This window comes from Brevundimonas basaltis (assembly GCF_014202075.1).
Taxonomy (GTDB): domain Bacteria; phylum Pseudomonadota; class Alphaproteobacteria; order Caulobacterales; family Caulobacteraceae; genus Brevundimonas; species Brevundimonas basaltis.
This window is the reverse complement of the sequence record NZ_JACHFZ010000007.1, coordinates 54,172-68,495: the sequence shown is the minus strand read 5'-3', so window position 1 is coordinate 68,495 and position 14,324 is coordinate 54,172. Positions and strand designations below refer to the sequence as shown.

Here is a 14,324-nt window from a genome sequence, read left to right as displayed (position 1 = left end):
CCATGAACAATATCTCCGCCTGGTCCATCCGGAATCCGATCCCGGTCATCCTGCTGTTCCTCGTCCTGACCATCGCCGGCGTGGTCGGCTTCAGCACCATGGGGATCAACAACAATCCGGACGTCGAGGCCCCGATCATCTACGTCGGCGCGGGACGACCGGGCGCTGCGCCGAGCGAACTGGAGACCCAGGTCACCCGCCTGATCGAGGATGCGGTGGTCGGGCTGGGCGGGGTCAAGTCGATCGATTCCACGGTCGGCGACGGCTATTCGACGACGATCATCGAATTCGAACTGGCCACCGATGTCGAGCGGGCCACCAACGACGTCCGCAACGCCATGGCGCGCCTGCGCTCATCCCTGCCGCAGGACATGCAGGAGCCGACGGTCCAGCGGATCGACATCACCGGCGACAGCCTGATCACCTATGTGGTGCAGTCCCCGACGCTGTCGCCGGAGCAGCTGAGCTGGTTCGTCGACAATGAGGTCAGCCGCGCCTTGCTGGCCATCCCCGGCGTCGGCGAAGTCAATCGCGGCGGCGGGGTGGACCGCGAGATCCGGGTGGAGATCGATCCCGACCGTCTGGCGGCGCGCGGGGTCACCGCCGCCCAGGTCAGCCAGTCGCTGGTGTCGGCCAACAGCGACCTGCCGGGCGGCCGCGTGACCGTGGCCGGATCGGAGCGCGCCATCCGCGTTCCCGGCGCCGCGGACTCGCTGGAAGAACTGCGCGAAACCCGCATCCCGCTGGCGGGCGGCGACAGCGTGCGTCTGGGCGATCTCGGCCGGATCGAGGACTCCTGGTCCGAGCCGAGGTCCTTCGCGCGCCACGACGGTCAACAGGTCGTCACCTTCAACATGCTGCGGTCGCGAGGGGCGAGCGAGGTCAAGGTCGCCGAACGGGTGCGCGAGGTCGTCGCTGAACTGGACGAGTCCAATCCGACGGTCTCGATCCAGCAGATCACCTCCAATGTCGAATATATCGAGGAAAGCTATATCGCCTCGGTCGAGGCCCTGCTGATCGGCGCCGCCCTGGCCGTGCTGGTGGTGTTCCTGTTCCTGAGGGATCTGCGGGCGACGATCATCGCCGCGGTCGCCCTGCCGCTGTCACTGATCCCCACATTCGCGGTACTGGCGGCGACGGGGCAGACGCTGAACGGCGTCACCCTGCTGGCGCTGTCGCTGACCATCGGCATCCTTGTCGACGACGCGATCGTCGAGATCGAGAACATCGTCCGGCATATGCGCGACGGCAAATCGCCCTATGACGCGGCCATCGAGGCCTCCGACGAAATCGGCCTGGCCGTGGTCGCGACCACGGCCACCATCATCGCCGTATTCGCCCCGGTCGGCTTCATGCCCGGCATCATCGGCCAGTTCTTCATCGCCTTCGCCCTCGCCGCCTGTGTGGCGGTGTTCTTCTCGCTGGTCGTGGCGCGGATGCTGACGCCGCTGATGGGCGCCTATCTGCTGCGCCATTCGACCAGACACCACGACGCCGATCCGTTCTGGATGGCGCCCTATCTGAGGGCGCTGCGGATATCGCTGGGGCACCGCTGGAAGGTCGCCGCGGCCGGCATCGTCATCTTCGCTGTCTCGATCTTCCTCGGCATGCAGGTGCCGGCCGAGCCCTTCCCCGCCGGCGATCAGGGGCGGGCCTCGTTCAGCGTCGAATTGCCGCCGGGCGCGACGCTGCAGGAGACCGACGCCGTGGTCGAGCGGGTCACCCGCGTGCTGGCCGAACGCCCGGAGGTGGAGTCGGTCTACAGTTCGATCAGCGTGGCCAGCGCCCGGATCACCGCCGATCTGGTCGACAAGGGCGACCGGCGATTGGACCAGCAGGCGTTCACCCGGTTGATGGTCGATCAGTTCCGTGACGTTCCGGGCGCCCGGATCGGCGCGGGCGGCGGCGGCGGCGGCGGGCCCGGGGACGGGACCCGCTACAGCCTGTCGCTGCTGAGCGACAACGGTCCGGCGCTGGAGGCCGCGACGCGCGCGGTCGAGGCCGAGATGCGCGGCGTCCCCGGCCTGGCCAATGTGGTCAACACCGCCTCGATCGCACGGCCGGAAATCCTGGTCACGCCCAAGCCCGACCAGGCGGCGCTGATGGGGGTCTCCACCGGGGCCATTTCGCAGACCGTGCGGGTGGCGACGCTGGGCGACGTCGAGCAGAACCTGCCGAAATACAATCTGGGCGACCGACAGATTCCGATCCGGCTGATGCTCGCCGAGGCGGCGCGCCAGGACCTGTCCGTGATCGAGAACCTGAGAGTGCCGACGGCGACGGGTTCAGCCGTGCCGCTGGGGGCGGTGGCGGACGTCACCTTCGGGGCGGGTCCGTCGGAAATCAGCCGTCGCAACCGGTCGCGGATCGGCACAATAACCGCCGAACTGGACGGCATCACCGTCGGCGAGGCCGCTGCGCGGGTCCGGGCGCTGGAGTCGGTCAAGAATTTGCCGGCGGGGGTGCGCGAGGTGCCGTCGGGGGACACCGAGTTCCTGGCCGAGATGGTCAGCGGCTTCGCCATCGCCTTCGGTTCGGGCCTGCTGCTGATGTATGCGGTGCTGGTGCTGCTGTTCCGCAGCTTCGCCCTGCCGGTCACCATCATGGCCGCCCTGCCGCTGGCCATCGGCGGCGCCTTCGTCGGCCTGTTGCTGGTCGGATCGAGTTTCTCGATCTCGTCGCTGATCGGCATCCTGATGCTGATGGGGATCGCGGCCAAAAACTCGATCCTGCTGGTCGACTATGTGATCATGGCCCGCAAGGACGGCATGACCCGGCATGAAGCCCTGCTCGACGCGGCCCACAAGCGGGCCCGGCCGATCATCATGACCACCGTGGCCATGGGCGCCGGCATGATGCCGATCGCCATCGGCCTGGGGGCCGACGTCGCCTTCCGTCAGCCGATGGCCATTGCGGTGATCGGCGGCTTGATCACCTCGACCTTCCTCTCGCTGCTCTACATCCCGGCCATCTTCACCATCGTCGACGACATCGCCGGCTTCTTCGTGCGGCGCATGCACCGGATGTTCGAGGGCCAGCGCCAGACGCCGGGCCAGCCGAAGCCGGCGGAGGCGGATTAGGGACAGCTCGAGGCGGGCAGGGACCAGGGGCCAGGGGCGTGCCTCCTGTTCGCCCGCGCCGAAGGCGTGTCACCAGCGGTCGACCGAGACGTTGAGGCTGTCAGAGGCGGAACAACCCCTGCCGTCGTCGACGGTTACAGTCACGGTGTAGGTCCGCGGCTGGACGCCGCGCAGGTCCCAGCGGACGGTGGAACCCGCGCCTATGAGGCGGCCGCCCGTGACGTTGTAGTCGTACGTCAGTTCATCCCTGTCCGGGTCGGTCGCGGCCACCGTCAGGGTAACCGCGCGATCGGCGGTCTCTCCGACGCTTGAGGCGGTGGATTGCAGACTGGCGGCCGGCGGCCGGTTGCCCTTGGCCGCCGCGCTGGCGCAGCTGGCGCCGGAGGGCGACTGGGCCTGGGCCGACACGGGGCCAGCCGGCGAGGCCAGGGCGACCCCGGCCAGGATCACAGCGGATCGTCGCAGCGTGCGCATGCCTTCCTCCCGATTGCAGCTTTTCGGGAGACTAGCCTCTCGTCGGCGACTGTCCACCGCTGGAGGTCAGGCCGCGCCGCGGCGACAGCCGGGTGAAGCTGGCCGTGTGACGCGCGCGACGCTCGACGGGCAAAGCAAAACCGGCCGGGGTTTCCCCCGGCCGGCTGTGCCGTTCCGCCCCGCGGCGGTGATCAGTATTTGAAGCGCAGGGTCGCGCCGTAGGTGCGCGGCGCGCCCAAGAAGGCGTCGTAGGTCTGGCTGTCCAGCGCCGGGTTGTAATATGTGCCGTTGGGCTGGACCGTGCTCTGGAACGCCGAGCCTTGCAGCGGGGCGTTGTAAGCGACCTGGATGTACTCCTCGTCGGTCAGGTTCTGGACCCAGAACTCGGCCGTCCAGCGCTCATCCGCGCTGCCGACCAGGAAGCGGCCGTTCAGCGTGGTGTAGGCGTCCTGCTGCTTGGCGGGCAGCAGGTCGGAGCCGGTGTTGTAGTCGCTCATATATTTGCCGGCGAGGCTGAAGCCGATGCGGACGTCGTCGCCGATGTTGCGGTCGAAGTTGATCGCCAAGGTCGACGACCATTCCGGCGCAAACGATGCGCGGGCTCCCGGCAGCAGGGACAGCTGCGGGAAGTTGCCCGGCGCGGCGAGGTCGGCGGCGGTGAAGTTGCCGTACTTGGCGTCGGTCCAGGTGACGCCGCCCTGGAAGCTCAGGCCTTCGACCGGCGAGAACCACAGGAAGTCGGCGTCGACGCCGCGCGAGGTGAGCTCGGGGATCGACTCCACCACGAAGGCGGTGCCGAGGAAGGTGTTGAGCTGGAAGTCGTCGAACGTCTGGTCGAAATAGGTGGCGTTCAGCAGCAGGGTGCGATCCAGCAGCGTCATCTTCACGCCGGCTTCATAGCTGTCCACCACTTCCGACGGGAACAGGGTCGAGGCGGCCGGGGTGATGCCCGACTGCACGCGGTCCAGGTTGTAGCCGAAGCTCTTGTAGCCGCGGGCGTACGACAGATAGGTCAGGACCGACGGGTTGATGCGGTAGGACGCCTTGACCGTGCCGCTGAGCTCGCTGTCGTCGAACTTTTCGGAGACGGAGCGGTTGTTGAAGGCCGAGTTGGCCCACGGCAGGCAGATGGTGGCGAGGACGGTCGGGGTGTTGGCCCCGAGAACCGCGCCGATCGCGCCGGAGTTGGCCAGCGCCGCGCTGCAGGTCGTGCCGTTGCCGTTGGTGTTGGTCTGCTGGCCCCGCAGCTTCTTCTCATCGATGGTGTAACGCAGGCCGAGGGTCAGGTCGAAGGCGTCGGTGACGTGCCAGGTGTTGTTGGTGAACAGGGCGAACGAGTTCGAATCCTGTTCGTAGTTGTCCCGGTAGGCCTGACCGACGACGAAGCCGGGGCCGGTCGCCGCCGTCGGACCGGCCGGCGACATGCCGCCGGTGGCGAGACAGCCGCCGAAACCCGCAGCGGTCTGGCCGGGCCGGGTGTAGCAGCCGATGGTCGCGGGGCTGACCGGAAGGGCCGGGTTGACCGCGTTGATGCGGGCGCTGAGCAGGAAGGACAGGAAGGGGGTGTAGTCCGCACCCAGATACCAGCTGTCGGCGCGACCGATCTGCTCATTGGTGACGAAGAGGCCGACCAGCCAGTCGAGGCTGTCGGTTGCGCCGGCGAGGCGGAACTCCTGGGTCGTATTCTCGACATCGAATCCGAACTCGCCGTCCTGTTCGCGGTAGGCGATGTCGGCGCCGGTGTAGTCGATCTCGTGGCCGAGGCTGGACGTCCACTTGCGCCACGAGGAGACGGAGGTCAGGGTCGAGCCGCCGAGGAACGACGGCATGTCGACGTTGGCCTCGAGCGACCAGCCCTTGTCCTCGACCTCCTGACCGCTGTCGCGGTTGGCGTAGCCGGTGCGCGAGAACGGCAGCGGGCCGAAGCCGGCCGCAGGCGGACGCTGGCCGGTGCCGTTGGAAAGGCCGTCGATGAACGGATAGGTCGGGCCGGTGCGGATCTGGGTGCCGATGCAGCAGTATTCGTCGCGCGACGAGTAGTCGGCGATGAAGCGGATCGAGGTGTTGTCGTTCGGCAGCCACAGCAGTTGACCGCGGACGGTGCCGAAGTCCTGGTTGTTGTCGTCGGTGTTGGTGCGCGGGCCGTCACCGGTGTCGATTTCCATGAAGCCGTCGCGCAGCCGGCGGCCGGCGTACAGGCGGAAGGCCAGGGTGTCGCTGATCGGGCCGGTGACCGAGCCCGACACGGCCATGGCGCCGTAGTTGCCGACGGTGGCCTCGGCCCTGAAGCCCGGAGTGAACGACGGGGCCTCGGTGATGATGTTGATGACGCCGGCCGAGGTGTTCTTGCCGAACAGCGTGCCCTGCGGGCCCTTCAGGACCTCGATGCGCTGCAGTTCGCCGAGGTCGCCGAAGCCGACCGAGTTGCGCGAACGGTAGACGCCGTCGATGACCACGCCGACCGAGCTTTCCAGGCCGGGGTTGTCGCCGACCGTGCCGACGCCGCGGATACGGGCGGTGGTCGAGGCTTCCGACGAGGTCGAGGTGACCGTCATGCCGGGGGTGAGGATCTGCAGGTCCTTGATGTCGCGAACGCCGGCGTCCTCGAGCACTTCCTGCGACAGGCTGGTGACCACGATGGGCACGTCCTGCAGGTTCTGCTCGCGCTTCTGGGCGGTGACGATGATGTCGTCGACGGTGGCGCGCTCCTGGGGCGCATCCTGGGCCGAGGCGGCTCCGGCGAAGCCGAAGGCGACGGCGCCGACGACGGCGGCGGACGCAGTGGTGCGAAGAAGGTTGGTAAGGCGCATGGTCGCTCCCCGACAATGGCCGGGGCGCCCGGTGTCCGGTCGCCGCGGCGTTTCCTGATCCCTGGCCCGCGCCCTTCTTGCGGAGCGCGGAAACTCCAGCATTCGGGGTAATCCAAGCGGGACTCCGCCACAAGCATCGGGGCCCGGCGCGGCCTCATTTCAGCCGTGGCGCAAGCCAGACTGTGACGCAAAAGCGACAGAAACCGATGACCTTAGGTCAATATTCGCCCCTGTGTGGGCCAGTATTGGCCCCGCCACGGGCGAAATCGTTCCCATGGCGCGAGTGTTGCGCCGGTCGGGGCGCCGGGCAGCCGGCGCCGCGCCGATCGGCCTGCGGCGATACTTCGCCGAAAAAACGGCGCGAGGGGGGAGAAATCCGCGCCGCCACCCTCTATCAAGACCGGCCCGCGCCCCGCCTGTGTGACGCTTCCGAGGCCGATTCTTGCTCTTTCTGCTCGCCCTTCTTCCATTGATCGGAGCCCTCGCCCCGGCGCTCGCCATCCGGCGTGGCCGTAACGCCGCCGCCCTCGCCGCCGGCGCCGTGACCCTGGCGGCGCTGGTCGTGCTGGCGGGCATGGCGCCGGGGGTGATGGACGGGGAGACGGTGCGGGCCGGCGTGCCGTGGATCCCGGCCCTCGGGCTGAACGCCAACCTGTTCCTCGACCCGCTGGGACTGATGTTCGCGGGGATGATCCTCGGCATCGGCCTGCTGATCATCATCTACGCCCGCTTCTACCTCGCGGCGGCCGATCCGATGGGCCGGTTCTTCACCTATCTGCTGCTGTTCCAGGGGGCGATGCTGGGCATCGTCCTGTCGGACAACGTGCTGCTGCTGCTGATCTTCTGGGAGCTGACCAGCCTGTCGTCCTTCCTGCTGATCGGCTTCTGGCGTCACTCGGCCGAGGCGCGGCAGGGCGCGCGGATGGCGCTGTTCGTCACCGGCGGCGGCGGCCTGGCCCTGATCGGCGGTCTGATGATCCTCGGCCATATCGCGGGATCCTACGATCTGACCGTGATCCTGCAGCAGCGCGAGCTGATCCAGGCCTCACCGCTGTACCTGCCGGCCCTGCTGCTGATCCTCGGCGGCTGCTTCACCAAGTCGGCGCAGTTCCCGTTCCACTTCTGGCTGCCGCACGCCATGGCCGCCCCGACGCCGGTCAGCGCCTATCTGCATTCGGCGACCATGGTGAAGGCCGGCGTGTTCATGCTGGCGCGGCTGTGGCCGGTGCTGGCGGGGACCGAGGCCTGGTTCCTGATCGTGGCCACGACCGGGCTCGTGACCATGGTGTTCGCCGCCTGGGTGGCCCTGTTCAAGGACGATCTGAAGGGGCTGCTGGCCTATTCGACGGTCAGCCACCTGGGCTTCCTGACCCTGCTGTTCGGCATCGGCACGCCGATGGCGGCGCTGGTCGGGGTCTTCCACATCATCAATCACGCGACCTTCAAGGCGGCGCTGTTCCTGAACGCGGGCATCGTCGACCACGAGGCGGGGACGCGCGATCTGAAGCGGCTGGGCGGGCTGTTCGGCCTGATGCCGATCGCCGGCACGCTGGCGCTGATCGCCGGGCTATCGATGGCCGGGGTCCCGCCGCTGAACGGCTTCATCTCCAAGGAAATGATGCTGGAGGAGGCGGCGCACACCGTCTGGCTGGGCCAGCCGTGGGTGTTTCCGGTGCTGGCGACGCTCGGGGCGACGCTGTCGGTGGCCTATTCGCTGCGCTACATCGTCCATGTCTATTTCGGACCGCGCCGGGACGACTATCCCAAGACGCCGCATGATCCGGGCATTGGCCTGTGGGGGCCGCCGGCGGTGCTGACGGCGCTGGTCGTGGCCATCGGCCTGGCCCCGGCTCTGTTCGCCGGCCCGCTGGTGGATGCGGTGGCGGAGGTGGTGACCAACGGCGCGGCGCCACACGTTCACCTGGCTCTGTGGCACGGGGTGACGCCCGCCCTGTTCATGAGCGTCATCGCCATCGCCGTCGGCGCCCTGGCCTTGGTGGTTCACGGGCGGCTGGCGCGGTTGTTCGAGGCCATGCCCCTGCCCCGGGCCAAGACCCTGTTCGACGCCGGGGTGGCGGGGGCGGCGACCCTGTCGCGACGCGGCGTCAACGCGATTCACAACGGCTCGCTGCAGCGAGCCATGGCGGCGCTGATCGCGACCGCGGCGGTGGTCGGCATCGCCGGCTTCCTCAGCGCCGACTATGCGGGAGGCGAGCGGCCAGGCGTGCCCGCGTCGGCGGCCGCCGTGGCCGGCTGGATCGCCCTGGTGACGGCCACGGGACTGGTCGTCCTGTTCCACCGCGCGCGCTACGTCTCGCTGATCTACATCGGCATCGTCGGGCTGATCATCTCGCTGGCCTTCGCCCATCTGTCGGCCCCTGACCTGGCCCTGACCCAGATCTCGGTCGAGGTGGTGACCATCCTGCTGATGCTGCTGGCGCTCAATCTGCTGCCCAAGACCACGCCGGCCGAGACCCCGCCGTGGCGGCGCATCCGCGACGGCGCAGTGGCCTGTGTCGCCGGCCTCGGCGTCGGCGGCGCGGCCTGGGCGGTGATGACCCGGCCCCTGGACAGCATCTCGGGCTATTTCTGGGACAACGCCTATTCCGGCGGCGGCGGGACCAATGTGGTCAATGTCATCCTCGTCGACTTCCGCGGCTTCGACACCTTCGGCGAGATCATCGTGCTGGGCATCGCGGCGCTGGGCATATTCTCGCTGCTGGAGACGGTCGGGACCGGGGCCAGCGGCCGGCGGGTGGCGGCGTGGAAGCCCGACACGGTGCGATCGCCCGAGCACCACCCGATGATGCTGGTCGTGGCCACGCGCCTGCTGCTGCCGCTGGCCGTGGCGGTGGGGCTGTACATCTTCCTGAGGGGGCATAACCAGCCGGGCGGCGGCTTCATCGCCGGACTGGTGATCTCGATCGCCATCCTGATGCAGTACATGGCCTCGGGCTACAGCTTCGCGGACCGGCGCCTGCGGGCCGACCATCACAGCCTGATCGGCGCGGGGGTGCTGACCGCCGCCGCCACGGGCCTCGGCTCGCTGCTGTTCGGGGCGCCGTTCCTGACCAGCGCCTTCGACTATTTTCACCTGCCGCTGATCGGGGAAATCGAGCTGGCCACGGCCATGCTGTTCGACATCGGCGTGGCCCTGACCGTGATCGGGGCGGTGATGCTGGCCCTCGCCCAGCTGTCGCGGGTGGCCCAGAGCGCGGAAAAGCAGCCGCCGCTGGAGACGCTGGAGGCGATGGACGTCGACCCGTCGCGCACGCCCGCCGCAGCGCCGACGGAGGCCGGCCAATGACCATGGAGTTGCTCGTCGCCTCGGCCATCGCCGTCCTGACCGCCGCCGGAGTCTATCTGGTGCTGCGCGGACGAACCTTCCCGGTGGTGCTGGGACTGGCCTTCCTGTCCTATGCGATCAACCTGTTCCTGTTCGCCATGGGCCGGCTGGTGATCGACCGGCCGCCGATCTACGACAAGGCGGCGGAGGCCTATACCGACCCCCTGCCCCAGGCCCTGGTGCTGACCGCCATCGTCATCGCCTTCGGCATGACCGCCTTCGTGGTGGTGCTGGCGCTGCGCACCTTCCTCGAGACCGGCGTGGATCACGTCGACGGCCATGAAGATGCGGAGGACGCGTCGTGACTCCCGCGATCTCCCTGCTGGTCGCGGCGGCGGTGGTGCTGCCCGCCGTGATGGGCGCGGCCAGCCTGCTGCTGTTGCGGCATCGGCTGGATACGTCACGACTGGTATCGCTGGGCTCTTGCCTGACGCTGGTCGGCATCGCCGCCGCCCTGGTGATCCACGCCTCGGGCGGGACGACCGAGAGCTACGCCCTCGGCAACTGGCGGGCGCCGTTCGGCATCGTGCTGGTGCTGGACCGGTTGTCGGCCATGATGCTGCTGCTGACCGCGGCGCTGGCCACGGCGGTCATGACCTATGCGGTAGCCACGGGGATGGACCGCAAGGGCTGGCATTTCCACCCCCTGTTCCAGTTCCAGCTGCTGGGACTGAACGGCGCCTTCCTGACCGGGGACCTGTTCAACCTGTTCGTCTTCTTCGAGGTGCTGCTGATCGCCTCCTACGGGCTGATGCTGCATGGACAGGGACCCCAGCGATTGAAGGCGGGGGTCAAATATGTGGTCATCAACCTGGTCGGTTCGACGCTGTTCCTGGTCGGCGTGGGCCTGCTCTACGGCGTGACCGGGACGCTCAACATGGCCGATCTGGCGGTCCGGGTGGCCGCCGCGCCGGTCGGCGATCAAGGGCTGATCGCCGCCTCGGCCCTGGTGCTGACCGTGGTGTTCGCCCTCAAGGCCGCGCTGGCCCCGCTGCATTTCTGGCTGCCGGGGACCTATTCGGCGACGACCGGCGCGGTGGCGGCCCTGTTCGCCATCATGACCAAGGTCGGCGCCTACGCCATCATCCGCACCGGCACGCTGATCTTCGGCGCGGAGGCCGGGGCGGCGGCCTTTGTGGCCGGACCGTGGATGCTGCCGGCTGCGATCGCGACCACCTTCATCGGCTTCATCGGCCTGTTCGCGGCCCGCGGCCTGCGCGACATGGCGGCGTGGTCGGTGGTCGGCTCCATGGGCGTGCTGCTGAGCGCCGTCGCCGTGTTCACCGCCGAGGCCATGGGACCGGCCCTCTACTATATGCTGCATTCGACGCTGGCGGGCGCGGCCCTGTTCCTGGTCGCCGATCTGATCGCCAAGCGGCGGGGGGTGCATGTCGACGCCCTGACGCACGCCCCGCGGTTCTGCCAGGCGGGCGTGCTGTCCGGCCTGTTCTTCCTCGCGGCGATCGGCATTGTCGGCCTGCCTCCGCTGTCGGGCTTCGTCGGCAAGCTGCTGATCCTCGACGGGGTGCGCGAGGCGCCGGCGGCGGCGTGGATATGGGGCAGCATCCTGATCACCACCCTGATCGGGGTGTTGGCCTTCGCACGGGCGGGCAGCCGCCTGTTCTGGAAGAGTTCGGAGCTGGAGGGAGAGATCCCGACCCGGGTGCTGCGGGGCCGCGTGGTCGGGGTCGGGGCCGCGGCCGCGCTTGTCGCCGCGCTGGGGCTGTTGGCCGTGTTCGGCGGACCGGTGACGGCCTATACCGAGGCAACGGCGACGCAGCTGTTCGCGCCGCAGGGCTATGTCGAAGCCGTGCTCGGCAAGAACGCGGGAGGCCGCCGATGATCCGCCGCCTGCTGCCCCACCCGGCCCTCAGCGTCCTCGTCGCCGTGGTCTGGATGCTGCTGGTCAACGAGTTCACCGTCGGGGCCGTGCTGCTGGCCCTCGTCGTCGGGGTGGTGGCCCCGCTGGTGACCAGCCGGTTCTGGCCCGACCGCCCGAAGATCCGCTTCGGCCCGGATTTTCTCGGCTACGTCGGGATCGTGCTGTGGGACATCGTCGAGGCCAATTTCCAGGTGGCCTGGATCATCCTGACCCGCCGCAACCGCGACCTCCGCTCGCGCTGGCTGGTGGTGCCGCTGGAGCTGCGCTCGCCCGAAGCCATCACGGTGCTGGCCGGGACCATCAGCCTGACCCCGGGGACGGTGACCAGCGATGTGTCCGCCGACGGCCGCGCCCTGTTGATCCACGCCCTCGACGTCGCTGATCCGGAGGCCGAGGTCGCCCGGATCAAACAGCGGTACGAGACCCGACTGCTGAAGGTGTTCCGATGACCGGCTCCCTTTTGCCCCTCGCCCTGGCCTTCGCCCTCACCTGCATCAGCGTGGCGATCCTGCTGAACCTGTACCGGCTGGTGCGGGGGCCGACACTCGGAGACCGAATCCTCGCGGTCGACACCCTGACCATCAACGCCATCGCCCTGATCGTGGTGTTCGGCGTGGCCCATGGGACCCAGACCTATTTCGAGTCGGCCCTGCTACTCGCCATGGTCGCCTTCGTCGGCACGGTCGCCTACTGCAAATTCCTGCTGCGTGGGGACATCGTCGAATGAGCCTGGTCGCAGAAATCCTCGTCGCCCTGCTGCTGGTCATGGGCGGCGGCCTGATCCTGATCGGATCCTGGGGCCTGGCCAGACTGCCGTCGCTGATGACCCGGCTGCACGGTCCGACCAAGGCCAGCACCCTGGGGGTGGGCGCCTGCCTGATCGCTTCGATGGTCTATTTCCCGGCGTCCGGAGGCGGGTGGTCGGCGCAGGAGCTGCTGATCACCGTCTTCCTGCTGCTGACCGCGCCGATATCGGCGAACATGATCGCCAAGGCCCACCTGCACCGTCAGGGTCACGGCATCGATCCCAATCCGGCGGACGGCATCGTCAGGGGCCTGCCGCGGACGCCGGGCGGCAAGGACTGGGCGACCTTCCAGGGCGCGGCCAACGATCCCGCTCCGGACCCCGAACAGGTTCCGCCGGCGCGCCGGAGCGACTGACCGGCGGAGGCGAGCGGGTGAGGCGACGCCCATTGCGGCCGTCGACGGGAGGGGGCATTTGGCGCGCATGCCCGCCGCCCCCGCCTACCGTCCCGAGCCGCGTTTCTTCGATCTGGGGGCCGACTATGGCGACGCCGTCGAGGCGGCGGCGTTTCCCGAAAACCGCCTGCGCTTCCGCAACGACCGGGCGGCCGCGACGGTGGGGCTGGAGACGCTGACGGACGCGGAATGGGTGGCGTATTTCGGTCGGTTCGAACCGCTGCCGGGACAGCCGGGGCCGGTCGCCATGCGCTATCACGGGCACCAGTTCCGCACTTACAACCCCGACCTGGGCGACGGTCGGGGGTTCCTGGCGGCGCAGGTGAGGGCCGACGACGGCCGGCTGCTGGATCTGGGCACCAAGGGGTCGGGGACGACGCCGTGGTCGCGCGGCGGGGACGGGCGGCTGACGCTGAAGGGCGGGGTGCGCGAGGTGCTGGCGGCGGAGATGCTGGAGGCGCTGGGCGTCCCGACCAGCCGCGCCTTCAGCCTGATCGAGACCGGCGAGGAACTGCAGCGGGGCGACGAGCCGTCGCCGACGCGATCCGCGGTGCTGGTGCGGCTGTCGTACAGCCATGTGCGCTTCGGGACCTTCCAGAGGGCGGCCTATATCGGACGGCCGGACATGATCGAGGCGCTGGTCGAGCACGCGCGGTCGCTCTACCACCGGGATGTCACGGCGGGGGATACGCCCGGCTTCCTGCGGGCGGTGGTCGAGGCCTCGGCCCGGCTGGCGGCGCGGTGGGTCGCGGCGGGGTTCGTGCACGGGGTGCTGAACACCGACAATCTGAACGTCACCGGCGAGAGCTTCGACTACGGGCCGTGGCGGTTCCTGCCGCATTACGAGCCGGGGTTCACGGCGGCCTATTTCGATCAGTTCGGGCTGTACGCCTTCGCGCGTCAGCCGGAGGCGGTGTTCTGGGCCCTGACCCAGTTGGGCGGGGCGCTGAAGACGGTCGCCGACGCGGAGCCGCTGACCGACGCGCTGAACGGGTTCGGGCCGGCCTATATCCGCGAACTGCGGACGGCGTTCGCGGCCCGGCTGGGCGTGGTCAGTCTGGGCGAGGCGGCGGACCAGCGGCTGCTGGACACGACGCTGGCGCTGCTGCGTCAGGGCGGCGAGGCGCTGCGCTGGGAGCCCCTGTTTCACGACTGGTTCGGCGGCTTCGCCTCGTCGGCGCGGGCGCTGGGCGGGCCGCGCGGCAAGCTCTATCAGGGCGAGGCGTTCGACGCCTTCCGCCTTGCGCTGTTCGAGCATGAGCCGGATCGCCCTGAACGGCTGGAGCATCCTGTGTTCGCCGCGGCCGGGCCGGAGGAGATGCTGATCGACGAGGTCGAGGCGATCTGGGCCGCGATCGACGACGGCGACGACTGGCGGCCGTTCCACGACAAGGTCGCCCGGGTGCGCCGGGCGGGCGAGGCGTGGAGGCTGTCAGGCGGCTGACAGCCGGCCGGCAACAGCGTGGCCACGGCAGGCTCCATGGGCGGCCTCCCCGCGTCAGGCCAGGAACCGCTGGCGCACCCCATCGGGA

Annotated in this window: 10 protein-coding genes; 8 read left to right on the top strand and 2 right to left on the bottom strand. The window is 69.1% G+C overall.

Annotated features, from left to right (window positions below; all coding sequences use genetic code 11):
• The first annotated feature begins 2 nt into the window (after positions 1-2).
• Entirely contained in the window at positions 3-3,080 is a 3,078-nt protein-coding gene (locus HNQ67_RS13355) for an efflux RND transporter permease subunit (protein ID WP_183256258.1), read from the top strand.
• A gap of 69 nt (positions 3,081-3,149) precedes the next feature.
• Here HNQ67_RS13355 and HNQ67_RS13350 read toward each other — a convergent pair whose 3' ends face one another.
• Both HNQ67_RS13350 and HNQ67_RS13345 read right to left on the bottom strand, forming a co-directional pair.
• Entirely contained in the window at positions 3,150-3,554 is a 405-nt protein-coding gene (locus HNQ67_RS13350) for an Ig-like domain-containing protein (RefSeq protein WP_183256256.1), read from the bottom strand.
• Positions 3,555-3,745: 191 nt separating this feature from the next.
• Positions 3,746-6,364, bottom strand: a complete 2,619-nt coding sequence (locus HNQ67_RS13345) for a TonB-dependent receptor (RefSeq protein ID WP_183256254.1) — start codon at positions 6,362-6,364, stop codon at positions 3,746-3,748.
• A 442-nt stretch (positions 6,365-6,806) separates the two neighbouring features.
• On the opposite strand from HNQ67_RS13345, the gene HNQ67_RS13340 reads away from it, so the two are divergent.
• The 7 genes from HNQ67_RS13340 (at position 6,807) to HNQ67_RS13310 (ending at position 14,236) form a co-directional block, all read left to right on the top strand.
• Positions 6,807-9,671: a monovalent cation/H+ antiporter subunit A gene (locus tag HNQ67_RS13340; RefSeq protein WP_183256253.1), complete on the top strand. Its 2,865-nt coding sequence runs from the start codon at positions 6,807-6,809 to the stop codon at positions 9,669-9,671.
• Entirely contained in the window at positions 9,668-10,015 is a 348-nt protein-coding gene (locus HNQ67_RS13335; protein WP_183256251.1) for a Na+/H+ antiporter subunit C, read from the top strand. The genes HNQ67_RS13340 and HNQ67_RS13335 overlap by 4 nt, the downstream gene beginning before the upstream one ends.
• Positions 10,012-11,553, top strand: a complete 1,542-nt coding sequence (locus tag HNQ67_RS13330; RefSeq protein WP_183256248.1) for a monovalent cation/H+ antiporter subunit D — start codon at positions 10,012-10,014, stop codon at positions 11,551-11,553. The genes HNQ67_RS13335 and HNQ67_RS13330 overlap by 4 nt, the downstream gene beginning before the upstream one ends.
• On the top strand, positions 11,550-12,041 hold the full coding sequence (locus HNQ67_RS13325; protein ID WP_183256246.1) for a Na+/H+ antiporter subunit E: 492 nt from the start codon (positions 11,550-11,552) through the stop codon (positions 12,039-12,041). Before HNQ67_RS13330 ends, HNQ67_RS13325 begins: the two co-directional genes overlap by 4 nt.
• Entirely contained in the window at positions 12,038-12,319 is a 282-nt protein-coding gene (locus tag HNQ67_RS13320; protein WP_183256244.1) for a K+/H+ antiporter subunit F, read from the top strand. Before HNQ67_RS13325 ends, HNQ67_RS13320 begins: the two co-directional genes overlap by 4 nt.
• Complete coding sequence (locus HNQ67_RS13315) at positions 12,316-12,753, top strand: Na+/H+ antiporter subunit G (RefSeq protein ID WP_183256242.1); 438 nt, start codon at positions 12,316-12,318, stop codon at positions 12,751-12,753. The genes HNQ67_RS13320 and HNQ67_RS13315 overlap by 4 nt, the downstream gene beginning before the upstream one ends.
• A gap of 67 nt (positions 12,754-12,820) precedes the next feature.
• Positions 12,821-14,236, top strand: coding sequence for a protein adenylyltransferase SelO (locus HNQ67_RS13310; protein ID WP_183256240.1), 1,416 nt, complete (start codon positions 12,821-12,823; stop codon positions 14,234-14,236).
• Positions 14,237-14,324 lie beyond the last annotated feature (88 nt).